Raw genomic sequence first — 22,674 nt, 5'->3', positions numbered from 1 at the left:
GGACGGCACGACCAGCGACACGGTGAAAGCAGAGGAAGTCGGCCATGGCAACGGCGCCCAGCGTCTCCTACTCGATGACGATCCGGCTGGAGGTGCCCGCGAGCGGAACCGCCGTCTCGCAGCTCACCAACGTCGTGGAGTCCTCCGGAGGCTCGGTGACCGGCCTCGACGTCACCGCGTCCGGGCACGAGAAGCTCCGTATCGACGTCACCATCGCGGCCACCTCCACGGCCCACGCGGAGGAGATCGTCGGGAAGCTGCGCGGCATCGAGGGCGTCACGCTGGGCAAGGTCTCGGACCGTACGTTCCTCATGCACCTCGGCGGCAAGATCGAGATGGCGTCGAAGCACCCCATCCGCAACCGTGACGACCTGTCCATGATCTACACGCCGGGTGTAGCCCGCGTCTGCATGGCCATCGCCGAGAACCCCGAGGACGCCCGCCGCCTCACCATCAAGCGCAACTCCGTTGCGGTCGTGACGGACGGCTCCGCCGTGCTCGGCCTCGGCAACATCGGCCCCATGGCCGCGCTGCCCGTCATGGAGGGCAAGGCGGCCCTCTTCAAGCGCTTCGCCGGCATCGACGCCTGGCCGATCTGCCTGGACACCCAGGACTCGGACGCGATCGTGGAGATCGTCAAGGCGATCGCCCCCGGCTTCGCCGGCATCAACCTCGAGGACATCTCCGCCCCCCGCTGCTTCGAGATCGAGGCCCGGCTGCGCGAGGCCCTGGACATCCCCGTCTTCCACGACGACCAGCACGGCACCGCCATCGTCGTCCTCGCCGCCCTGACCAACGCCCTGCGCGTCACGGACAAGGCCATCGAGAACATCCGGGTGGTCATGTCCGGCGCCGGCGCCGCCGGTACGGCGATCCTCAAGCTGCTGATCGCCGCCGGCCTGAAGAACGCCGTCGTCGCCGACATCCACGGTGTCGTCCACGCGGGCCGCGAGGACCTGGTGGACGCCCCCGCGGACTCGCCGCTGCGCTGGATCGCCGACAACACCAACCCCGAGGGCCTCACCGGCACCCTGAAGGAGGCCGTGCGCGGCGCCGACGTCTTCATCGGCGTCTCCGCGCCGAACGTCCTGGACGGCGACGACGTGGCCGCCATGGCCGACGGCGCCATCGTGTTCGCGCTCGCGAACCCGGACCCCGAGGTGGATCCCGCGATCGCCCGCCAGACGGCCGCCGTCGTGGCCACCGGCCGCTCCGACTTCCCCAACCAGATCAACAACGTGCTGGTCTTCCCGGGCGTCTTCCGCGGCCTGCTGGACGCGCAGTCCCGCACGGTGAACACCGAGATGATGCTGGCCGCCGCGAAGGCGCTGGCCGACGTCGTCAGCGAGGACGAGCTGAACCCGAACTACATCGTCCCGAGCGTCTTCAACGACAAGGTCGCGGGCGCCGTCGCCGGCGCGGTCCGCGAGGCCGCCAAGGCGGCCGGCGCGACGGCCTAGACCCGGCGTGCGGCTCGGTGCGCGGGGCTGTGAGCATCACCACGGCAGCCCCCCGTACCGGCGCGTCGTGGAACCGACCGATGCCGGGCGCACTCTAGGGTGACGGCCGAGCAGGCGCTTTTCGTGTGACTCCCCAGGGTGTTCTCACGACTCCTACGGGTGCCGGATTGGCTTTCCCGCCGCAGGTAGGGGCAGGATGCGTCCCTGGGCGCGAGCGCATCGGCATCGCAGTGCCTCGGGCGACGGCGCCGCGTGGCACACCCCAACGGCAAGAAATACACGGGAGTAACAACATGAACCGCAGTGAGCTGGTGGCCGCGCTGGCCGACCGCGCCGAGGTGACCCGCAAGGACGCCGACGCCGTGCTGGCCGCGTTCGCCGAGACTGTCGGCGAGATCGTCGCCAAGGGCGACGAGAAGGTCACCATCCCCGGCTTCCTGACCTTCGAGCGCACCCACCGTGCCGCTCGCACCGCGCGGAACCCGCAGACCGGCGAGCCCATCAACATCCCGGCCGGCTACAGCGTGAAGGTGACCGCGGGCAGCAAGCTCAAGGAAGCCGCCAAGGGCAAGTAAGCGTAAGCGCTCCGCTCTGAGCGCCGTCCCACGTGAGTGTCGTGGGCGACTGCGGGTCCGATGTGGCTGGTCGCGCAGTTCCCCGCGCCCCTCCGGGGCGCCTCAGCCGAAGACGCCGAAAAGGGCGGCCCCCTCCCGAGGGTGCCGCCCTTTCGCCGTCGGTGGGGCTAGCCGAGGGCCTTGCCCGGCAGCTCCACCTTCGCGCCGAGTTCGACGAGCTTCTCCATGAAGTTCTCGTAGCCGCGGTTGATGAGGTCGATGCCGTGGACGCGGGAGGTGCCCTCGGCGGCCAGGGCCGCGATCAGGTACGAGAAACCGCCGCGCAGGTCGGGGATGACCAGGTCGGCGCCCTGGAGGCGGGTGGGGCCGGACACGACCGCGGAGTGCAGGAAGTTGCGCTGGCCGAAACGGCAGTTCGAGCCGCCCAGGCACTCGCGGTAGAGCTGGATGTGCGCGCCCATCTGGTTCAGGGCGGAGGTGAAGCCGAGGCGGGACTCGTAGACCGTCTCGTGGATGATCGACAGGCCCGTGGCCTGGGTGAGCGCCACCACCAGCGGCTGCTGCCAGTCCGTCTGGAAACCGGGGTGCACGTCCGTCTCCAGGGCGATGGACTTCAGCTGGCCGCCGGGGTGCCAGAACCGGATGCCCTCGTCGTCGATCCGGAAGGCACCGCCCACCTTGCGGTAGGTGTTCAGGAACGTCATCATCGAGCGCTGCTGGGCGCCGCGGACGTAGATGTTGCCGTTGGTCGCGAGCGCCGCCGACGCCCAGGACGCGGCCTCCAGCCGGTCGGCGAGGGCACGGTGGTCGTAACCGCCGAGCTTGTCCACACCGGTGATGCGGATCGTCCGGTCGGTGTCCATCGCGATGATCGCGCCCATCTTCTGCAACACGCAGATGAGGTCCTCGATCTCCGGCTCGACGGCCGCGTTGGACAGCTCCGTGACGCCCTCGGCGAGCACGGCCGTCAGCAGCACCTGCTCGGTCGCGCCGACCGACGGGTAGGGCAGCCGGATCTTGGTGCCGCGCAGCCGCTGCGGCGCCTCCAGGTACTGCCCGTCCGCCCGCTTCTCGATGGTCGCGCCGAACTGCCGCAGCACGTCGAAGTGGAAGTCGATGGGCCGGCCGCCGATGTCGCAGCCGCCCAGGCCCGGGATGAACGCGTGGCCGAGACGGTGCAGCAGCGGGCCGCAGAAGAGGATCGGGATACGGCTGGAACCCGCGTGGGCATCGATGTCGGCCACGTTGGCGCTCTCGACGCGCGTCGGGTCGAGCACCAGCTCGCCGGGCTCCTCACCCGGGCGGACCGTCACCCCGTGCAGCTGGAGCAGGCCGCGGACGACCCGCACGTCACGGATGTCCGGAACATTGCGCAGTCGGCTCGGCTCACTGCCCAGCAGGGCGGCGACCATGGCCTTCGGCACGAGGTTCTTCGCACCGCGGACACGGATCTCGCCCTCCAGCGGGGTTCCGCCGTGGACAAGCAGGACATCGTCGTTGACGGTCATGAATCTCGCGTTCCGATGAGTTGGTCAGGGGCCGGCCGATCACTGTGCGCAGGGGCCGGGAAGACAGGGTAATCGCCGATCACCCCTCGCCCGTAAGCCCGAGGACCGCCCAGTCGGGTCATGGCCGTGTCACAACACGAACGGTTCCCCTCCGGGCACGAGCGGTCACCGGGCCGCCGTACGCGCCGCGACGGCTCCCCGCGCCCTGAGCTGCGTCCACCCGATTGGCTCCCCACGCGAGGGGAAGATGCGGGATCATGTCTGGCATGACCGAGGTGTCCTCGCTCACAGGGCGGCTGCTCGTGGCCACGCCCGCCCTGGCGGACCCGAACTTCGACCGTGCGGTGGTGCTCCTTCTCGACCACGACGAGGAGGGCTCCCTCGGTGTCGTCCTCAACCGCCCCACACCGGTGGACGTGGGCGACATCCTGGAGGGCTGGGCCGGTCTCGCCGGCGAGCCCGGTGTCGTCTTCCAGGGCGGCCCCGTCTCGCTGGACTCGGCGCTCGGCATCGCGGTGATCCCCGGCGACGCGGACGGCGACGGCGCCCCGCTGGGCTGGCGGCGGGTGCACGGCGCGATCGGGCTGGTCGACCTGGAGGCCCCGCCGGAACTGCTCGCCTCCGCGGTCGGCTCGCTGCGCATCTTCGCCGGCTACGCGGGCTGGGGCCCGGGCCAGCTGGAGGACGAGCTGGTGGAGGGCGCCTGGTACGTCGTGGAGTCCGAGCCGGGTGATGTGTCCTCGCCGGCCCCGCAGCGGCTGTGGCGCGAGGTGCTGCGCCGGCAGCGCAACGAGCTGGCGATGGTGGCCACGTATCCGGACGACCCTTCGCTCAACTGATGCGTGTGAGCTTCAGTACCCTGGGCGGTATGAGCACTCTCGAGCCCGAGCGCGGGACTGGTACGGGGACCCTCGTAGAGCCGACGCCACAGGTGTCCCACGGTGACGGTGACCACGAGCGCTTCGCCCATTACGTCCAGAAGGACAAGATCATGGCGAGCGCCCTCGACGGCACCCCCGTCGTGGCGCTGTGCGGCAAGGTCTGGGTGCCGGGCCGCGACCCGAAGAAGTACCCCGTGTGTCCCATGTGCAAGGAGATCTACGAATCCATGGGCAGCGGCGGCGACGACAAGGGCAAGGGCGGCAAGGGCGGCGACAAGTAGGTCCGGCCGGCAGTTGAGCGGTGAGATCCCCGGGGCACGCGTGAGGCGCGTCCCGGGGATCTCCGCGTTTCCGCGCACATGATTGGTCCAGACCTCTTGTGGGGGTCCGCCGCACTCCATAGCCTCGATGCGTTGTGCAGAGAGAAACCGCCGTTGCGTAATACGCAACGCGCAACCGGGTGAGGGGTTGAGGTCATGGAACTGATTCCGGCGCCGCGCGCCGTCGAGGAACCGGCGGGCGGCGGCGTGCCGCTCGGCGCCGCCACCACACTGTGGGCCGGTCCGGGCACGGAACGCACCGAACGCTGGCTGCGCGCGACGCTCGGCGCCGCCCTGGGCCTGCCGCTGCGCCCCGGTCCCCGGGACGCCCCCGACGGCGTACGGCTGCTCGTGGACGACGCCCTGGAACCGGAGGCGTACCGGCTCGACGCCGTCACCGGCCGGGGCGTCGAGATCCGCGGCGGCGGGCCCGCCGGGGTGTTCTGGGGCGCGCAGACGCTGCGTCAGCTGCTCGGCCCCGACGCCTTCCGCCGCGCCCCCGTACGGCCGGACGCCGCCCTCCGCGTCCCCTGCCGGACCGTCGAGGACGCACCCCGGTTCCGCTGGCGCGGCCTTCTCCTCGACGTCGCCCGGCACTTCATGCCCAAGGACGGCGTGCTGCGCTACCTGGACCTGATGGCCGCGCACAAACTCAACGTCCTGCACCTTCACCTGACGGACGACCAGGGCTGGCGCATCGAGATCAAGCGCTACCCGAAACTGACCGAAAAAGCCTCCTGGCGGCCACGGACGAAGTTCGGCCACCGCGCCTCACCGCTCTGGGAGGAGAAACCGCACGGGGGTTACTACACCCAGGACGACATCCGGGAGATCGTCGCCTACGCCGCCGAGCGGCACATCGCCGTCGTCCCCGAGATCGACGTACCGGGCCACTCGCAGGCCGCCATCGCCGCCTATCCCGAACTCGGCAACACCGACGTCGTCGACACCACCGCCCTCGCCGTCTGGGACACCTGGGGCGTCTCCGCCAACGTACTGGCCCCCACCGACACCACCCTGCGCTTCTACGAGGGCGTCCTCGAGGAGGTCCTGGAGCTGTTCCCCGCGGACGCCGCCGGCTTCTCGGAGTTCGTCCACATCGGCGGCGACGAGTGCCCCAAGGAGCAGTGGGCCGAGTCCGTGACCGCCAAGACCCGCATCGCCGACCTCGGCCTCGACGGCGAGGCCGGGTTGCAGTCCTGGTTCATCGGGCACTTCGACGCCTGGCTCGCCGCGCGCGGACGCCGCCTCATCGGCTGGGACGAGATCCTGGAGGGCGGGCTCGCCCCGGGCGCGGCGGTCTCCTCCTGGCGGGGCTACGCGGGCGGGGCCGCCGCCGCCCGGGCCGGCCATGACGTGGTCATGTGCCCGGAGCAGTACGTGTACCTGGACCACCGGCAGGCCCCCGGCGCGGACGAGCCGGTTCCGCTCGGCTTCGTGCGCACCCTGGAGGACGTCTACCGCTTCGAACCCGTGCCGGCCGGGCTGACCGGCCAGGAGGCCCGGCATGTGCTGGGCACTCAGGCCAACGTGTGGACCGAGGCGTTGGAGGACTCCGCCCGCGTGGACTACCAGGCGTTCCCCCGGCTCGCGGCGTTCGCCGAGGTCGCCTGGAGCCGGCTGCCCGCCCCGGCGGACCGGGACTACGCGGACTTCGAACGCCGGATGACCGCCCACTACCGGCGGCTTGACGCGCTCGGCGTCGGCTACCGGCCACCCGCCGGGCCCCGGCCGTGGCAGCGGCGCCCCGGCGTGCTCGGCCGCCCGATCGAGGGACCGCCCCCGAACAGGTAACGGGAAAACCCCGGCAGCATCACCGAAGAGTGGCAATCCGTGCGCACCGGTGATGCCGTGCGAAAACGGACCATCTCCCCGGTGAGATGGGCGAATGCCTCCTAGCGGACCCCCGCGTTCGAGCCTTGCGAAGATGTGCCAGAGTTGCGTCGTCCGCCCTGTCAGCACGTACCGTACGGCAGCACAGGCGGGACCAGGTGGGGCAGCGGGAAGGGGCAGCCGGTTTGACCACGCACGCACCGCAGGCGGCGCAGGCCGTCACGCTGCCCACGACACTGGACGAGGCCGTGGCGGCCCTCGCCGCCCTGCCCGCCGCCGTCCCCGTCGCGGGCGGCACCGACCTGATGGCCGCCGTCAACTCCGGCCAGCTCAGGCCCGCCGCCCTGGTGGGCCTCGGCCGGATCAGCGAGATCCGCGGCTGGCAGTACCAGGACGGCCACGCCCTGCTCGGCGCGGGCCTCACCCACGCCCGCATGGGCCGTCCCGACTTCGCGGCCCTGATCCCGGCGCTCGCCGCAGCGGCGCGCGCCGCCGGCCCGCCGCACATCCGCAACGCGGGCACCCTGGGCGGCAACATCGCCACGGCCGCCCCCACCGGGGACGCCCTGCCGGTGCTCGCCGCCCTGGAAGCGACTCTGATCATCGCGGGCCCGGGCGGAGCCCGCCGGGAGATCCCGGTGTCGCACCTGCTCGCCGGCATGGAGCTGCTGCGCGGCGGCGAACTCATCGGCTACGTGCGCGTGCCGCTGCTGCACGCCCCGCAGGTCTTCGTGAAGGCCACCGGACGTACCGGCCCGGGCCGCGCGCTGGCCTCCGTCGCCCTCGTCCTCGACCCTGCCCGACGCGGCGTGCGCTGCGCCGTCGGGGCCATAGCGCCGATGCCGCTGCGGCCCCTGGAGGCCGAGCAGTGGGTCGCGCAGCTCATCGACTGGGACAACGACCGCGCCCTCGTCCCGGAGGCCCTGCGCGCCTTCGGCGAGTACGTCGCCGCGGCCTGCATCCCCGACCCGGTGCCCGAGCCCGACGGCTCGGTGATCCCGCTGCCGCCCGCCGTACTGCACCTGCGGCGCACCGTCGCCGCGCTGGCCCGACGAGCACTGGGGAGGGCGCTGTCGTGACCGACGACCAGCACGGAGAGGGCGCGCCCCGCAGCGGCGGCCGCTGGGACCCGCTGCCCCAGGGCGACTACGACGACGGCGCCACCGCCTTCGTCAGGCTCCCCGAGGGCGGCATCGACGCCCTGCTGTCCGGCGACAGCCCGCTGGCCGCGCCCGGACACGGCTATGTGCCGCCGAGGATCGCGGCCAGGCACGCCGACGGCACCCCGGACGACTGGCCCGCGCCCGAGGGCGGCGCCCACTGGCCCGACCCGAACGCCGCGCCGGCCCCGCCGCAGGCGACGGACGACCGTTTCACCTACCGGCCCGGTGCCACCCAGCACTGGACCTTCGAGGAGCCCGTGGCACCGGCCGCCCCGGGGCACGACGTCACCGGGCAGTGGTCCATCCCCGTCGCGGGCGGTGACCTGCCGGACGAGTCGGGCGAGTTCACGACGTCCTCGCTGGTCGAGCAGTGGGGCGGCACCCCGCCGGCCACCCTGCCCGGCGGCGCGCCCGCGCCCTGGGCGACGGACGGCGCGGGCCACTCCTGGGACGGCTCCCCGGCCCAGCCGGCGGCCCCCGGCCACCCCGGCCCGATCGACCACACCGGCACCCACCCGGCGGGCGCCGCCACGGCGCCCGCGCCGGAGGCGTACGTCCCGGATGGCGGGTTCGCGCGGGAGGACGAGTACGCGCGGGAGGACGGGTACGTCCCGGGCGACGGGTACGTCCCCGAGGACGGGTACGTCCCGGAGAACGGGTACGTCCGGCAGGAGGGCCACGTCCGGCAGGACGGGTACGGGCGGGGCCCGGCCGGTCACGCGGAGGACGGCCGGGACGGGTCCGGTCACGACGACTTCGGTGCCGCCGGGGGCGCGTTCGAGGACTTCGACCACGGCGACACCGGTCACCTCGCCACCGGTCACGGCGACCCCGGGCATGGCGACACCGGTCACGGCGACCCCGGTCCCGAGGAGGCCGGTCACGCCGGGAACGGTCACATGGACGGTGCCCGTGGAGACGGCGGTCACCGCGACGGCGGCCAGCCGGACGGCGCTCCGGCCGAGCCCGGCCGCGCGGACGCCGGTGCGGACGCGGACCCGCACGCACAGGCCACTGCCGTACCCGAGACGGAGGCCCACGGCCTCGCCGAGGCCCCTGAACGCCCCGGTGACGCTCCGGCGGGCCACGAGGAGCCGGCGGACCCGGTGACCGCCCCGCGGCCCGCGACAGCGGCGGTCACGGCCGCCCCCCAGGACCCGGACGCCCCCGCGGACGCCGACGACCCCGCGGCCCCCCGGCCCGCCGCCGACGCGCCCGCCCCGGCCGGCCCCGAGGACTCCGGCCAGGACGCCCAGGAGGCCACGGACGACCAGGGCGTACAGGAGGTACCTGACACCGGGGACGCCGCCACCGACGACACCGGGGAACCGGCCGCCGTACCCCTCCCGCCGCACGACGACCACCCCCTGGCCTCCTTCGTGCTGCGCGTCAACGGCGCCGACCGCCCGGTCACCGACGCCTGGATCGGCGAGTCGCTGCTGTACGTGCTGCGCGAACGGCTCGGCCTCGCCGGTGCCAAGGACGGCTGCTCGCAGGGCGAGTGCGGGGCGTGCAACGTGCAGGTCGACGGCCGGCTCGTGGCCTCGTGCCTGGTCCCGGCGGTCACCGCGGCCGGCAGCGAGGTCCGTACGGTCGAGGGGCTGGCCGCCGACGGGCAGTCCTCCGACGTCCAGCGCGCCCTCGCCCGCTGCGGTGCCGTGCAGTGCGGCTTCTGCGTGCCCGGCATCGCGATGACCCTGCACGACCTGTTGGAGGGCAACCCGGCACCCACCGAGCTGGAGACCCGGCAGGCCCTGTGCGGCAACCTGTGCCGCTGCTCCGGCTACCGCGGCGTGCTGGAGGCCGTCCAGGAGGTCGTCGCCGAGCGCGAGGCGCCCCAGGCCGGCCCCGGCACGGACGGGGACGAGGCGCGCATCCCGCACCAGGCGGGCCCCGGCTCCGGCGGCGTCCACCCGTCGGCGTTCGAGGCACCGGGAGCGTTCGGCACACCGCGCGCGCCCCACGCGCCGCCCGGGTTCGACACCACCCCCGACGGCTACGGCGACGCGCAGGACGCGTACGGCGACACCCCGGACGTGTACGGCGACACTTCGGACGTGTACAGCGACACCCCGGACGTGTACGGCGCGCCCGGACCGCAGGACCAGCACTACGGGCAGGACGGAGGCCAGGCGTGAGCAACGAGACCGGCATCGCGACCACCGCGGCGGAACCCGTACCCGACGCCGAGCCGTCGCCGCACGGCCTCGGCGCCTCCCTGCCGCACGCCGACGCCCGCGCGAAGACCGAGGGCACCTTCCCCTACGCGGCCGACCTGTGGGCCGAGGGCCTGTTGTGGGCGGCCGTGCTGCGCTCGCCGCACGCGCACGCGCGCATCGTGTCCATCGACACCACCCACGCGCGTGAGATGCCCGGCGTCCGCGCCGTCATCACCCACGAGGACGTGCCCGGCACGTCCCGCCACGGCCGGGGCACGCCCGACCGGCCGGTGTTCGCCTCCGAGGTCGTACGCCACCACGGCGAGCCCATCGCCGCGGTCGCCGCCGACCACCCGGACACCGCGCGGATGGCAGCCGCCGCCGTCATCGTCGAGTACGAGGTCCTGGACCCGGTCACCGACCCGGAACAGGCCTTCGAGGCCGAGCCGCTGCATCCCGACGGCAACCTGATCCGGCACATCCCGCTGCACCACGGGGACCCGGAGGCGGCCGGCGAGACCGTGGTCGAGGGCCTGTACCGCATCGGCCGCCAGGACCCGGCCCCCATCGGCGCCGAGGCCGGCCTCGCCGTGCCCCGCCCCGACGGCGGTGTGGAGCTGTACCTGGCCTCCACCGACCCGCACACCGACCGCAACACGGCCGCCGCCTGCTACGGCCTGCCCCCCGACCGGGTGAAGATCGTCGTCACGGGGGTGCCCGGCGCCACGGCGGACCGCGAGGACCAGGGCTTCCAGCTCCCGCTCGGCCTGCTCGCGCTCCGGACCGGCTGCCCGGTGAAACTCACCGCCACGCGCGAGGAGTCCTTCCTCGGCCACGCCCACCGCCACCCCACCCTGCTGCGCTACCGCCACCACGCCGACGCCGAGGGCCGGCTGGTCAAGGTCGAGGCGCAGATCCTGCTCGACGCGGGCGCCTACGCCGACACCTCCGCGGAGGCCCTGGCCGCCGCCGTCTCCTTCGCGTGCGGCCCGTACGTCGTGCCGAACGCCTTCATCGAGGGCTGGGCCGTCCGCACCAACAACCCGCCCTCCGGCCACGTACGCGGCGAGGGCGCCCTCCAGGTGTGCGCCGCCTACGAGGCGCAGATGGACAAGCTCGCGAAGAAACTCGGCCTGGACCCGGCCGAGCTGCGCCTGCGCAACGTCCTCGCCACCGGTGACGTCCTGCCGATCGGTCAGACCGTGACCTGCCCCGCGCCGGTCGCCGAACTCCTCCAGGCCGTCCGGGACGCCCCGCTGCCCGCGCTGCCCAAGGACATGCCCGAGGAGGACTGGCTGCTGCCCGGCGGCCCCGAGGGCGCGGGCGAGCCCGGCGCGGTGCGCCGGGGCGTCGGCTACGGCCTGGGCATGGTGCACATGCTGGGCGCGGAGGGCGCCGACGAGGTGTCCACGGCGACGGTCAAGGTCCACGACGGCATCGCGACCGTGCTGTGCGCGGCCGTGGAGACCGGCCAGGGCTTCACCACCCTCGCCCGGCAGATCGTGCAGGAGACCCTCGGCATCGAGGAGGTCCACGTCGCCCCGGTCGACACCGACCAGCCGCCGGCCGGCGCGGGTTGCCGGAGCCGGCACACCTGGGTGTCGGGCGGCGCGGTGGAGCGGGCGGCGAAGATGGTCCGCACCCAGCTGCTCCAGCCCCTCGCCCACAAGTTCGGCATGTCCACCGAGCTGCTCCAGATCACCGACGGCAAGATCACGTCGTACGACGGTGTGCTGTCCACGACGGTCACCGAGGCGCTGGACGGCAAGGAGCTGTGGGCGACGGCCCAGTGCCGCCCGCACCCCACCGAGCCGCTGAACGCCGCCGGCCAGGGCGACGCCTTCGTCGGGCTCGCCTTCTGCGCGATCCGCGCGGTGGTCGACGTGGACATCGAGCTGGGCTCGGTGCGGGTGGTGGAGCTGGCGGTGGCCCAGGACGTCGGCAGGATCCTCAACCCGGCCCAGCTGACGGCCCGGATCGAGGCCGGCGTGACCCAGGGCGTCGGCATCGCGCTCACCGAGAACCTCCGCACCCCGCGCGGCCTGGTCCGCCACCCCGACCTGACCGGCTACGCCCTGCCGACCGCCCTCGACGCCCCGGACATCCGTATCGTCAGACTGGTCGAGGAACGGGACGTCGTCGCCCCCTTCGGCGCCAAGTCGGTCAGCGCGGTCCCGGTGGTGACGGCCCCGGCGGCGATCGCCTCCGCCGTCCGCGCGGCCACCGGCCGCCCCGTCAACCGCCTCCCCATCCGCCCCCAGGCGGCCGTGGTGGCCGACCGGTGAGCACTCCCGGGCAGGAGCCCCGCTACGAACCCCCGCCCAGCGCGGGCAAACTGATCCTCTGGATCCTGCTGTTCGCCGCGGCGGCCTTGGCCGTCGTGCTGGGCGGGATCTACCTGACCTGAGGCGTCCTTCCTGGTGAGGGCCGTTGTCAGTGGGGCGGCGTAGTGTGCGCAGCAGTCGGGGCACCTGACCGGGGGCCGCGTACGACGGGGTACGCACGCCTGTCACGCACAGGGGAGATCGCGGGGGAGCGATGAGCACGACCGAGGCCGGGATGCCGGCGATCACACTGACCGAGGCGGAACTGGACCGCTACGTCACCCACGCACCGACGCGCGGCCTGCTCACCGGCCCCGGCCTGCCCGCGGACACCGGCCTGCTGACCTTCTCGCCGCTGCGTACACACGGCCTGCGCACGCTCGCCGACGCCACGGACGGTCCCCTCGGCCTGGCGGAGGAGCTGCGCAGCCGCCTGGTCATAGGCGAACTGCTCACCCCGGCCGGCATGGCGCGCGAGTCGATCCTGCTCGACGGCGTCACGGGCGAGCTGACGACGGCCCACCTCGTCGCCCCGTCCGCCCCCCGGCCCTTCGCGCCCTCCCTGCACACGCTGCTGCGCTTCGCTGCCGTCACCGAGGAACTCGCGGGCCTGCGCGGCCGGTTCGCCGCCCTGGCGGGACGGTACGGCCCAGAGACGGCGACCGAGGCATCCCGCAGCCTCCTCGCCCTCTTCGAGGAGGGCACGGGCGGCGAGGTCCCGCCGTACTGGAAGGCGGCGGCACTGATCCGCCCCCTCTCCCTCGTCGCCGGTCCCGGCACGGCCTCGGGCCTCACCCTCGACCTCCCCGCGCGCCTGCTGGACCAGCAGTTCGGGCACGGCAGGGTGGCCCGCTTCGAAGAGGTCGACTTCCCGGCGACGCTCACGCACGAACCGACGCGCCGCTTCCTGCGCGGGACGGGGCTGCCGGAGGAGGCGGTCTTCTTCCACACCGACACGGACGTGCCGCTGCCGACGCTGCGGGAGTACGTCGTACAGGAGCGCGCCGGCTACCCCGCGGACCGACTCCCGGCCCACTGCGACCACCTGATCCGCCTCGGCTGCCTGCCGGAGGAGACCAGCCTGCTGGTCGACGGGCGCACGGGCGCGGTCCTGACCTTCGACGGACCCGAGGCGACGCTCCAGCCCCTCAACACCGACGTCTCCACCCTGGCGTTCACCCTGTGGCTCGTCCACCACGAGCGCACCATCGACGCCCACCTCGGCCACGAACTGGCGACCCGCGCCTACGACCACCTGGCCGCCGCCATGATCGAGACCCTCAACGCCCTGGACCCCACCGCCACCCTGCCGTCCACCACCTGGCACTACTGGACGGACCTCTTCCAAGACGAGACGAGCGGCGTCTTCTGAGGTCCCGGACCCCGGTGAATTTCCCCGCATCCGGCCACTTGACCCGCCCCACCCTCCCTACCGTTGCGCGTGACGAGGTCGGCACACACGGTGATGGAGGGGGTACGGATGACGGTCGACGCGGACGTGGAGCCGCTCAAGGACGAGGTGAGCGAGCAGGGCTGGGAGGTGGACCCGGACGACGAGTGGGGAGTCGCGGTCATCGCCACGGTCGGCCGCCAGCTGAAGCTCAGGCGTGAGGCGGCGGGCATGAGGGCCGGCGACTTCGGCAGGGCCGTCGGCTACGGCGAGGACATGGTCTACAAGATCGAGAGCGGCAAGCGGATCCCCCGCCCCGAGTATCTCGACCGGGCGGACGCACTGTTGGACGCGGGCGGACTGCTCTCGGCGATGAAGGAGGACGTGGAGAAGGTCCGTTACCCGAAGAAGGTGCGCGCCCTGGCGGAGATGGAGGCCAAGGCGGTCGAGATCGGCCTCTACGAATCCAGCATCATCGCTGGGCTCTTGCAGATTCCGGAGCACGCCAGGGCCATGATCCAGGCCGCTCAACCACCCTACTCACCAGGGGATGTGGAGCGCATGGTGGCCGCCCGTCTGGCCCGCCGGTCCGTCTTCGACCGGACGCCCGCCCCCTCGATCCACTTCGTGCTGGAAGAGGCACCGCTGCGCCGGCGGGTCGGAGGCACAATGGTGTGGCGACAGCAGCTCGAACATCTGCTGGAGGTGGGGCGGTGGCACGGCGTCACCCTTCAGGTCATGCCGACGAACACCGATCCGCATCCGGGGCTCGACGGGCGGATCGAGCTGCTGAAGTTCCAGGACGGAACGGCGGCAGGGCGATCCGACGGCGCGTTCAACGGGCGCCCGATCACCGATCCGAAGCAGTTGCGCATCCTCGAGCTGCGATATGGCAGCATCCGAGCGCAGGCCCTCCCGCCGCGGGAGTCGCTGGCCTTCATCGAGACACTGCTGGGAGAGACATGATCCGCAAGCCCTCAGCCGGGCACGCCTCCGAGCTGGCATGGTTCAAGAGCAGCTACAGCGGGGGCACCGACGGGGAATCCTGCGTCGAGATAGCCACCACTCACGCCGCGGTGCACGTCCGCGACTCCAAGCACACCACCGGCCCCCAGCTCATCCTCACCCCGACCGCCTGGTCGGACTTCGTGTCGCACACGTCCCGGAGCTGACGACGGACGGCAGGAAGGGCGGCATCCCCCGCGGGTGCCGCCCTACCGTCTTGCCTGCTCAAGGCACTTGAGGCCGTGGCGGGAATCGAACCCGCGTAACTCGCTTTGCAGGCGAGTCCCTGAACCACTCGGGCACACGGCCGTGTTGAGTTGTCGATCTCGGCCGGGTGTACGGCCGTGTTCGTGGGACGAACGTACGGGGGTGGCCGGGCGGGGCTCAAGAGGGGTGGGCGGGCTGCAACGGGACTGCCATGCGGCGTTCATGAGCGGGTTCGGGGCGTAGGACCAAGGGCGGAGGGACGGTCGGGCTCCTGACAGGGGCGAAGGTCTGTTGTGGGCCTTACTCTGGCCTTCATGAGTGCCCTCGAATCCCGTGACCCCGCTGTCCTCGAACCATCCGTCGGGCACGACGACGGCGTGCTGGGCCGGGCCTACCGGGCGCTCAGCGTCGGGATCGTGTCCGTCGTCGTGCTCATCGCGTTCGAGGCGACAGCCGTGGGCACCGCGATGCCCGTCGCGGCGCGGGAACTCGACGGTGTGGCGTTGTACGCGTTCGCCTTCTCCGGGTACTTCACGACCAGCCTGTTCGGGATGGTCCTCGCGGGACAGTGGTCCGACCGGCGTGGCCCCCTGGGCCCGCTCACCGCCGGTATCGGCGCGTTCGCGGCGGGTCTGGTCGTCGCCGGGACGGCCCAGGTGATGTGGGTGTTCATCCTGGGGCGGGCCGTGCAGGGGCTGGGCGGCGGACTGGTCATCGTGGCCCTGTACGTCGTCGTCGGCCGCGCCTATCCCGACCGGCTGCGGCCCGCGATCATGGCGGCCTTCGCGGCCGGCTGGGTCGTGCCGTCCATCGTCGGCCCCCTCGCCTCCGGCGCCGTCACCGAGCACCTCGGCTGGCGCTGGGTGTTCCTCGGCATCCCGGCGCTCGTCGTGTTCCCCCTCGCGCTCGCCCTGCCGCAGATACGGCGGCGGGCGTCCGGCCCCGTGGACGAGGAGACCGGGGCGGCCGGTTTCGACCGGCGGCGCATCCGGCTCGCCCTGGGCATCTCCCTGGGCGCCGGGCTGCTCCAGTACGCCGCCCAGGACCTGCGCCCTGTGTCGGTGCTCCCGGGGCTGGCCGGTGCCGCGCTGCTGGTGCCCGCCGTCCGCGGGCTGCTTCCCCGCGGCACCTACCGGGCGGCCCGCGGCCTGCCCTCCGTGGTGCTGCTGCGCGGGCTGTCCGCCGGATCGTTCATCGCCGCCGAGTCCTTCGTGCCGCTGATGCTCGTCACCCAGCGCGGGCTGTCTCCGACGCTGGCGGGTTTTTCGCTGGCGGCGGGCGGCGTGACGTGGGCGCTGGGCTCGTTCGTGCAGTCGCGGCCGCGCGTGGCGCCGTACCGGGAGCGGCTGATGACCGCGGGGATGGTGATGGTCGCCGCCGCGATCGTGACCGCCCCGAGTGTGCTGGTGCACTCGGTGCCCGTGTGGACGGTCGCCGCCGCCTGGGGGGTGGGCTGCTTCGGGATGGGGCTGGTGATCTCCTCCACGAGCGTGCTGCTGCTCCAGCTGTCCGCCCCGGAGGAGGCCGGCGCGAACTCGGCGGCCCTCCAGATCTCCGACGCGCTGTCGAACGTCGTCCTGCTGGCCGCGACCGGCGCGGCCTTCGCGGCCCTGGGCGGCGGCAGCACGGCGGCCACCCCCGCCACCGCCACCGCCGCGGCGACGGTCGCCGGCGCCGGTCGTCCCGCCGCCTTCGCGGCCGTCTTCCTGCCGACGGCGGTGGTCGCGCTGGCCGGGGCCTGGGTGACGCGCCGCGTGCGCCGGCGGTGAGGGTGCGGGGCGGGAGCCGGTGGGCGGGCCGGGTGTGACGCACGCCCTGGTCAGCGACGTACCGACCGGCAGGAGGACGAGAACCGCGGCGACCGTGCGGCTGTGACGTGGGTCCCACCCGGGGCCGGCCCGGCCTCGTCCGGGCGTGGCCGGCCCGGCGGCGCCGGTAGGGTGGCCCGGTTGTCCTACGTAGCCGAGCCGCCCGCCCGTCACCCACCGCGCGCGGCCCCTCGATTCGACCTCATTGCCGGAGACCGTGACTACCACCGCCGCTTCCTCCGCCCACTCCCACCACCTGTCGCCCGCGTTCCCGGGCCGGGCCCCCTGGGGTACCGCCGGCAAGCTGCGCGCCTGGCAGCAGGGGGCGATGGAGAAGTACCTCCAGGAGCAGCCGCGTGACTTCCTCGCCGTCGCCACGCCCGGCGCCGGCAAGACCACCTTCGCGCTGACCCTCGCCTCCTGGCTGCTGCACCACCACGTCGTACAGCAGGTGACCGTGGTCGCGCCCACCGAGCATCTGAAGAAGCAGTGGGCGGAGGCCGCGGCGCGGATAGGGATCAAGCTGGATCCCGAGTACAGCGCGGGCCCCCTCGGCCGGGAGTACGACGGGGTCGCCGTCACCTACGCCGGTGTCGGTGTCCGCCCGATGCTGCACCGCAACCGCGCCGAGCAGCGCAAGACCCTCGTCATCCTCGACGAGATCCACCACGCCGGTGACAGCAAGTCGTGGGGCGAGGCCTGTCTGGAGGCGTTCGAGCCCGCCACCCGCCGGCTGGCGCTGACCGGTACGCCGTTCCGGTCCGACACCAACCCCATCCCCTTCGTGACGTACGAGGAGGGCCTGGACGGCATCCGGCGATCCGCCGCGGACTACACGTACGGATACGGTTCCGCCCTGTCCGACGGGGTCGTCCGGCCGGTCATCTTCCTCTCCTACAGCGGCAACATGCGCTGGCGTACGAAGGCCGGTGACGAGGTCGCCGCCCGGCTCGGCGAGCCGATGACCAAGGACGCGGTCAGCCAGGCCTGGCGTACGGCCCTCGACCCGCGCGGCGACTGGATGCCGAGCGTGCTGCGCGCCGCCGACCAGCGGCTGACCGAGGTCCGCAAGGCGATCCCCGACGCGGGCGCGCTCGTCATCGCCTCCGACCAGGACTCCGCGCGCGCGTACGCCAAGCTGATCCGGGAGATCACCGGTACGAAGGCGACGCTCGTCCTCTCCGACGACGTCGGCGCCTCGAAGCGGATCGACGAGTTCAGCGACGGCGACGACCGGTGGATGGTCGCCGTACGCATGGTGTCCGAGGGCGTCGACGTGCCGCGGCTCGCGGTCGGGGTGTACGCCACCACCATCTCCACCCCGCTGTTCTTCGCGCAGGCCGTCGGGCGTTTCGTGCGGTCCCGGCGGCGCGGCGAGACCGCGTCCGTGTTCCTGCCGACCGTGCCCGACCTGCTGACCTTCGCCAACGAGATGGAGAAGGAACGGGACCACGCCCTCGACAAGCCGAAGAAGGAGGGCGAGGAGGACCCGTACGCCGCTTCCGAGCAGGAGATGGAGGAGGCGAACAAGCAGCAGGACGAGGACACCGGCGAACAGGACATGCTGCCCTTCGAGGCGCTGGAGTCCGACGCCGTCTTCGACCGGGTGCTCTACGACGGCGCCGAGTTCGGTATGCAGGCCCACCCCGGGAGCGAGGAGGAGCGGGACTACCTCGGCATTCCCGGCCTGCTGGAGCCGGACCAGGTGCAGATGCTGCTCCAGAAGCGGCAGGCCCGGCAGATCGCGCACAGCCGGAAGAAGCCGGACACCGAGGCCGACCTGCTGGAGGTGCCGGCCGAGCGGCGGCCGGTGGTCACGCACAAGGAGCTGATGGAGCTGCGCAAGCAGCTCAACACGATGGTCGGCGCGTACGTGCACCAGAGCGGCAAGCCGCACGGGGTGATCCACACCGAGCTGCGGCGGGTGTGCGGGGGGCCGCCGAGCGCGGAGGCGACCGCGGGGCAGTTGCGGCAGCGCATTGCGAAGGTGCAGGAGTGGGCCACCCGGATGCGGTGACGTCCCCCCACGTCGGCGTCTGTGCGTATCCGGACGAATGCAGGCAGGCCGGCTCCGGGCCTGCCCGGATTCTGGACGAAGCCTTCCGCTCAGCGAACCGGTTTCGCTACTGTCCCGCTACGCACACGCCCCGTGGCAGCGCCGCCGCGGAGCGCAGCCGTGAAGCGACTCGGCCCGCCAGCCGCCGGGCCGTCCTGCCGATCGGCGGCCTCTGAAGCGCGTCGCCGACGGGACTCGACGACGCATCCGCCGCTCAGGGGCCGCCGGCCTCACCACCAAAGGAGTGGGCGTCGTGACCGCGGAGACCTCTCAGACGCTCGACCGGGGACTGCGTGTCCTCAAATTGCTCGCCGACACCGACCACGGACTGACCGTCACCGAGTTGTCCACCAAACTGGGCGTGAACCGGACCGTGGTCTACCGGCTGCTCGCCACCCTGGAACAGCACGCGCTGGTACGGCGTGACCTGGGCGGCCGGGCCCGGGTCGGGCTCGGGGTGCTGCGGCTGGGCCGGCAGGTGCATCCGCTGGTACGGGAGGCCGCGCTGCCCGCGCTGCGCTCGCTCGCCGAGGACATAGGGGCGACCGCGCACCTGACCCTGGTCGACGGCTCGGAGGCGCTGGCCGTGGCGGTGGTGGAGCCGACGTGGACGGACTACCACGTGGCCTACCGGGCCGGGTTCCGTCACCCCCTGGACCGGGGCGCGGCCGGCCGGGCGATCCTCGCCGCGCGGCAGTCGCCGTCCGCCGATCCCGGGTACACGCTCACGCACGGTGAGCTGGAGGCGGGGGCGAGCGGGGCCGCGGCGCCGCTGGTCGGGGTCACCGGGGTCGAGGGCAGCGTGGGCGTGGTGATGCTGACGGACTCCGTGCCGGAGCGGGTGGGACCACGGGTGGTGGAGGCGGCCCGCGAGGTCGCGGAGGCCCTACGCTGAACCCGGCGCCGAGCGCCGACCCCCTGCCGGGCCGAGCGCCGGTCCTACCCGGGCTGGGCATCGGCCCCTGCTGGGCCGAGCGCCGGCCCCCTGCTGGGCCGCGTGTCGGTGCCTGCCGTGCCGACGCGCAGGCCGTGCCCCGGGACTGTGCATCGGCTCCACTCCCGGGCCGCGCGCCGATCCCGCCCGGGCCGGGCACCGGGCCCCGCCGGGCCGAGCGCCGGCCTCCCCGCCGGACCGAGCGCCGGCCTCTGCCGGGCCGAGCGCTGGCCGCGCCCCGGGCCGCGCGCCGGCCGCGCCCCGGGACGGCGCATCGGCTCCACTCCCGGGCCGCGCGCCGGTCCCGCCCGGGCCGGGCGCCGGGCCCTGCCGGGCCGCGCGCCGGTGCCACCCCGCCCGCGTGCCGGTCGGGCGCCCGCGCGCCGCTCCTCCGCCCGTGCGCCTGTCCGGCTCGGGCCGGTCCTGGCGGTGGGGGCCGGCCGATGTGCGTGCGGTTCGCGTCGCGCGGGTGGGGTGGGGGCGCACGTTAGATTGACTCCGTGCTCTCACGTCTCACACGCCCCCAGGCCCTCACCGTCTGCGCGCTGCCCGTCGTGGCCCTGATCGCCACGGCCGTGTTCGCGCCGCTGCCGTTCTCGGTGGCGCAGCCCGGTATGACGGCGAACGTGCTCGGCGAGAACAAGGGCACCCCGGTGATCACCGTCTCCGGCGCGGCGACCCGCAGGACCAGCGGGCAGCTGCGCATGACCACGATCGAGGCGACCGGCCCGGACGCCAGCGTGTCCCTCGCCGACGTGCTCGGCAACTGGTTCCGCACCGACCGGGCGGTCATGCCGCGCGGCTCGGTCTACCCGAGCGGTGACACCGTCAAGGAGATCGAGAAGCACAACGCGGCACAGATGCGGCAGTCCCAGGACGCGGCGGCCCAGGCGGCGCTGAAGTACCTGCACCTGAGCGCCGACAAGGTCAGGGTCTCGCTCGAGCTCGCCGACGTGGGCGGGCCCAGTGCGGGGCTGTTGTTCACCCTCGGCATCGTCGACAAGCTGGACGGTGACGGCGGCGGCGGTGACCTCACGGGGGGCCGCACGATCGCCGGTACGGGCACGATCGACGCCGACGGCAAGGTCGGCGCGGTCGGCGGGGTGGCCCTGAAGACGCGGGCCGCGCGCCGGGACGGGGCCACCGTCTTCCTGGTGCCGAAGGCGGAGTGCGCCGACGCCGGGGCGGAGCTGCCGAAGGGCCTGCGGCTGGTCCCGGTGACCACGCTGAAGAGCGCGGTCGACTCCCTGGTGGCCCTGGAGAAGGGCAAGGGGCAGGTCCCGAGCTGCTAGCCCCCGAGGGCCGCCTGCTCCACCAGCGGGATGATCCGCAGCGGAACGGGGTTCTCCATGACGATCGTCGTGGACGCCCGGACGATGCCGTCGAAGCCGACGACGCGGTCGATCACCCGCTGGAGATCGGCGTTCGAGCGGGCCACCAGCCGGCACAGCATGTCCCCGTTGCCGGTGGTGGTCAGCAGCTCCAGCACCTCCGGCACGCTCGCCAAGTGGGCCCGTACGTCAGCCCCCTGGCCCTGGCGGATCTCCAGCGTGGCGAACGCGGTGACCGGGTAGCCGAGGGCCGCCGGGTCCACCTGGGGGCCGAATCCGCGGATGACTCCGTTCGACTGAAGCCGGTCCAGGCGCGCCTGCACCGTGCCCCGGGCGACGCCGAGCCGCCGGGACATCTCCAGCACCCCGATGCGCGGCTCCTCGGCGAGCAGCACGATGATGCGGCCGTCCAGATGATCGATCGCCACGGGACCCCCCGAGATGGTCAGCCTGTACAGAAAGTCCGCCGGAACGGGCGTACCACTGGTCTGATTGCCCAGTGAAGACGCGAACTATTGCGCAGCTTGCAGAGCAGCGCGACTCTTCCGCTATGACGCAGACCACAGACCACACTCCCGAGACGACCGCCCGGCAGGCCGACCCCTTCCCGGTCAAGGGAATGGACGCGGTCGTCTTCGCCGTGGGCAACGCCAAGCAGGCGGCGCACTACTACTCCACCGCCTTCGGCATGCGGCTGGTCGCCTACTCCGGACCGGAGAACGGCAGCCGCGAGACCGCGAGCTACGTGCTGGAGAACGGCTCCGCCCGCTTCGTCCTCACCTCGGTGATCAGGCCGGTCACCGACTGGGGCCGCTTCCTCGCCCAGCACGTGGCCGAGCACGGCGACGGCGTCGTCGACCTGGCCATCGAGGTCCCCGACGCCCGCCGCGCCCACGCCTACGCCGTCGAGCACGGCGCCCGCTCGGTCGCCGAGCCGTACGAGGTGAAGGACGAGCACGGCACGGTCGTCCTCGCCGCGATCGCCACCTACGGCGAGACCCGCCACACCCTGGTCGAGCGCACCGGCTACGACGGCCCCTACCTGCCCGGCTACACCGCCGCCGCGCCGCTCGTCGAGCCGCCCGCCCAGCGCACCTTCCAGGCCGTCGACCACTGCGTCGGCAACGTCGAGCTCGGCCGGATGAACGACTGGGTGCGGTTCTACAACACGGTCATGGGCTTCACGAACATGAAGGAGTTCGTGGGCGACGACATCGCCACCGAGTACAGCGCGCTGATGTCCAAGGTCGTCGCGGACGGCACCCTGAAGGTGAAGTTCCCGATCAACGAGCCCGCGATCGCGAAGAAGAAGTCGCAGATCGACGAGTACCTGGAGTTCTACGGCGGCGCCGGCGTCCAGCACATCGCGCTCAACACCAACGACATCGTGCAGACGGTCCGCACCATGCGCGCGGCCGGCGTCGAGTTCCTCGACACCCCCGACTCCTACTACGACACCCTCGGCGAGTGGGTCGGCGACACCCGCGTGCCCGTCGACACGCTGCGCGAGCTGAAGATCCTGGCCGACCGCGACGAGGACGGCTACCTGCTCCAGATCTTCACCAAGCCCGTCCAGGACCGGCCGACCGTCTTCTTCGAACTCATCGAGCGGCACGGTTCGATGGGCTTCGGCAAGGGCAACTTCAAGGCACTGTTCGAGGCGATCGAACGCGAGCAGGACAAGCGGGGCAACCTGTAGCCGCCGGGTCCCCGCCGGGCC

19 protein-coding genes and 1 tRNA gene are annotated in these 22,674 nt (G+C 73.0%); 17 read left to right on the top strand and 3 right to left on the bottom strand.

Annotated elements, in window-relative coordinates; translation table 11 throughout:
- Positions 1–44: 44 nt before the first annotated feature.
- Both ABZ117_RS24410 and ABZ117_RS24405 read left to right on the top strand, forming a co-directional pair.
- Entirely contained in the window at positions 45–1,460 is a 1,416-nt protein-coding gene (locus tag ABZ117_RS24410; protein WP_356823897.1) for an NAD-dependent malic enzyme, read from the top strand.
- A 293-nt stretch (positions 1,461–1,753) separates the two neighbouring features.
- Entirely contained in the window at positions 1,754–2,035 is a 282-nt protein-coding gene (locus ABZ117_RS24405) for an HU family DNA-binding protein (protein ID WP_023550134.1), read from the top strand.
- 167 nt (positions 2,036–2,202) lie between these two features.
- On the opposite strand, the gene murA is transcribed toward ABZ117_RS24405, so the two are convergent.
- Positions 2,203–3,543, bottom strand: a complete 1,341-nt coding sequence (murA, locus tag ABZ117_RS24400) for a UDP-N-acetylglucosamine 1-carboxyvinyltransferase (RefSeq protein WP_356823896.1) — start codon at positions 3,541–3,543, stop codon at positions 2,203–2,205.
- Between the two features lie 266 nt (positions 3,544–3,809).
- Between murA and ABZ117_RS24395 the strand changes: the two genes are divergently transcribed.
- The 10 genes from ABZ117_RS24395 to ABZ117_RS24350 all read left to right on the top strand — a co-directional run bounded on the left by ABZ117_RS24395 (position 3,810) and on the right by ABZ117_RS24350 (position 14,785).
- Positions 3,810–4,382 carry a YqgE/AlgH family protein gene (locus ABZ117_RS24395; RefSeq protein ID WP_356823895.1) on the top strand — a complete coding sequence of 191 codons (573 nt, stop codon included), beginning with the start codon at positions 3,810–3,812 and terminating at the stop codon, positions 4,380–4,382.
- 29 nt (positions 4,383–4,411) lie between these two features.
- The gene (locus ABZ117_RS24390; protein WP_356823894.1) at positions 4,412–4,705 is read left to right on the top strand and encodes a DUF3039 domain-containing protein; all 294 of its coding nucleotides are present in this window, start codon (positions 4,412–4,414) and stop codon (positions 4,703–4,705) included.
- A gap of 195 nt (positions 4,706–4,900) precedes the next feature.
- Positions 4,901–6,538: a beta-N-acetylhexosaminidase gene (locus tag ABZ117_RS24385; RefSeq protein WP_356823893.1), complete on the top strand. Its 1,638-nt coding sequence runs from the start codon at positions 4,901–4,903 to the stop codon at positions 6,536–6,538.
- A 224-nt stretch (positions 6,539–6,762) separates the two neighbouring features.
- The gene (locus ABZ117_RS24380) at positions 6,763–7,656 is read left to right on the top strand and encodes an FAD binding domain-containing protein (RefSeq protein ID WP_356823892.1); all 894 of its coding nucleotides are present in this window, start codon (positions 6,763–6,765) and stop codon (positions 7,654–7,656) included.
- Positions 7,653–9,878, top strand: a complete 2,226-nt coding sequence (locus ABZ117_RS24375; RefSeq protein WP_356823891.1) for a 2Fe-2S iron-sulfur cluster-binding protein — start codon at positions 7,653–7,655, stop codon at positions 9,876–9,878. Before ABZ117_RS24380 ends, ABZ117_RS24375 begins: the two co-directional genes overlap by 4 nt.
- Positions 9,875–12,184 (top strand): molybdopterin cofactor-binding domain-containing protein, encoded by a 2,310-nt coding sequence (locus ABZ117_RS24370; RefSeq protein ID WP_356823890.1) that lies wholly within the window; start codon positions 9,875–9,877, stop codon positions 12,182–12,184. The genes ABZ117_RS24375 and ABZ117_RS24370 overlap by 4 nt, the downstream gene beginning before the upstream one ends.
- The gene (locus ABZ117_RS24365) at positions 12,181–12,306 is read left to right on the top strand and encodes a hypothetical protein (RefSeq protein WP_356823889.1); all 126 of its coding nucleotides are present in this window, start codon (positions 12,181–12,183) and stop codon (positions 12,304–12,306) included. Before ABZ117_RS24370 ends, ABZ117_RS24365 begins: the two co-directional genes overlap by 4 nt.
- A 131-nt stretch (positions 12,307–12,437) precedes the next feature.
- Complete coding sequence (locus ABZ117_RS24360) at positions 12,438–13,595, top strand: SUKH-4 family immunity protein (protein WP_356823888.1); 1,158 nt, start codon at positions 12,438–12,440, stop codon at positions 13,593–13,595.
- A gap of 108 nt (positions 13,596–13,703) precedes the next feature.
- Complete coding sequence (locus tag ABZ117_RS24355) at positions 13,704–14,579, top strand: helix-turn-helix transcriptional regulator (RefSeq protein ID WP_356823887.1); 876 nt, start codon at positions 13,704–13,706, stop codon at positions 14,577–14,579.
- Positions 14,576–14,785, top strand: a complete 210-nt coding sequence (locus ABZ117_RS24350; protein ID WP_356823886.1) for a DUF397 domain-containing protein — start codon at positions 14,576–14,578, stop codon at positions 14,783–14,785. The genes ABZ117_RS24355 and ABZ117_RS24350 overlap by 4 nt, the downstream gene beginning before the upstream one ends.
- Before the next feature lie 70 nt (positions 14,786–14,855).
- Here the strand turns inward: ABZ117_RS24350 and ABZ117_RS24345 are convergent.
- A tRNA-Cys gene (locus ABZ117_RS24345) sits at positions 14,856–14,927 on the bottom strand.
- Positions 14,928–15,139: 212 nt separating this feature from the next.
- On the opposite strand from ABZ117_RS24345, the gene ABZ117_RS24340 reads away from it, so the two are divergent.
- The 4 genes from ABZ117_RS24340 to ABZ117_RS24325 all read left to right on the top strand — a co-directional run bounded on the left by ABZ117_RS24340 (position 15,140) and on the right by ABZ117_RS24325 (position 20,915).
- Positions 15,140–16,594 carry an MFS transporter gene (locus ABZ117_RS24340; RefSeq protein ID WP_356823885.1) on the top strand — a complete coding sequence of 485 codons (1,455 nt, stop codon included), beginning with the start codon at positions 15,140–15,142 and terminating at the stop codon, positions 16,592–16,594.
- Positions 16,595–16,850: 256 nt separating this feature from the next.
- Positions 16,851–18,650 (top strand): DEAD/DEAH box helicase, encoded by a 1,800-nt coding sequence (locus ABZ117_RS24335; RefSeq protein WP_356823884.1) that lies wholly within the window; start codon positions 16,851–16,853, stop codon positions 18,648–18,650.
- Positions 18,651–18,942: 292 nt separating this feature from the next.
- Entirely contained in the window at positions 18,943–19,584 is a 642-nt protein-coding gene (locus ABZ117_RS24330) for a helix-turn-helix domain-containing protein (protein WP_121788513.1), read from the top strand.
- 539 nt (positions 19,585–20,123) lie between these two features.
- Positions 20,124–20,915, top strand: coding sequence for a S16 family serine protease (locus ABZ117_RS24325; protein WP_356823883.1), 792 nt, complete (start codon positions 20,124–20,126; stop codon positions 20,913–20,915).
- Here ABZ117_RS24325 and ABZ117_RS24320 read toward each other — a convergent pair.
- A complete protein-coding gene (locus tag ABZ117_RS24320; RefSeq protein WP_356823882.1) occupies positions 20,912–21,382 on the bottom strand; it encodes an Lrp/AsnC family transcriptional regulator in 471 nt (156 codons plus the stop codon). The genes ABZ117_RS24325 and ABZ117_RS24320 overlap by 4 nt on opposite strands.
- 122 nt (positions 21,383–21,504) lie before the next feature.
- On the opposite strand from ABZ117_RS24320, the gene hppD reads away from it, so the two are divergent.
- A complete protein-coding gene (hppD, locus tag ABZ117_RS24315; protein ID WP_356823881.1) occupies positions 21,505–22,653 on the top strand; it encodes a 4-hydroxyphenylpyruvate dioxygenase in 1,149 nt (382 codons plus the stop codon).
- Positions 22,654–22,674 lie beyond the last annotated feature (21 nt).

Origin of the sequence: Streptomyces sp. NPDC006309 (assembly GCF_040613095.1) — a bacterium.
Lineage (GTDB): Bacteria > Actinomycetota > Actinomycetes > Streptomycetales > Streptomycetaceae > Streptomyces.
The sequence above is the reverse complement of the archived record's forward strand: the minus strand, read 5'-3'. Positions and strand labels throughout refer to the sequence as shown.

Bases quoted from the DNA above. Each gene is read 5' to 3' on its own strand.
- murA (WP_356823896.1), bottom strand. From the start codon at position 3,543: ATGACCGTCAACGACGATGTCCTGCTTGTCCACGGCGGAACCCCGCTG.
- ABZ117_RS24390 (WP_356823894.1), top strand. From the start codon at position 4,412: ATGAGCACTCTCGAGCCCGAGCGCGGGACTGGTACGGGGACCCTCGTA.
- ABZ117_RS24355 (WP_356823887.1), top strand. From the start codon at position 13,704: ATGACGGTCGACGCGGACGTGGAGCCGCTCAAGGACGAGGTGAGCGAG.
- ABZ117_RS24385 (WP_356823893.1), top strand. From the start codon at position 4,901: ATGGAACTGATTCCGGCGCCGCGCGCCGTCGAGGAACCGGCGGGCGGC.
- ABZ117_RS24405 (WP_023550134.1), top strand. From the start codon at position 1,754: ATGAACCGCAGTGAGCTGGTGGCCGCGCTGGCCGACCGCGCCGAGGTG.
- ABZ117_RS24395 (WP_356823895.1), top strand. From the start codon at position 3,810: ATGACCGAGGTGTCCTCGCTCACAGGGCGGCTGCTCGTGGCCACGCCC.
- hppD (WP_356823881.1), top strand. From the start codon at position 21,505: ATGACGCAGACCACAGACCACACTCCCGAGACGACCGCCCGGCAGGCC.
- ABZ117_RS24410 (WP_356823897.1), top strand. From the start codon at position 45: ATGGCAACGGCGCCCAGCGTCTCCTACTCGATGACGATCCGGCTGGAG.
- ABZ117_RS24350 (WP_356823886.1), top strand. From the start codon at position 14,576: ATGATCCGCAAGCCCTCAGCCGGGCACGCCTCCGAGCTGGCATGGTTC.
- ABZ117_RS24360 (WP_356823888.1), top strand. From the start codon at position 12,438: ATGAGCACGACCGAGGCCGGGATGCCGGCGATCACACTGACCGAGGCG.
- ABZ117_RS24340 (WP_356823885.1), top strand. From the start codon at position 15,140: ATGAGTGCCCTCGAATCCCGTGACCCCGCTGTCCTCGAACCATCCGTC.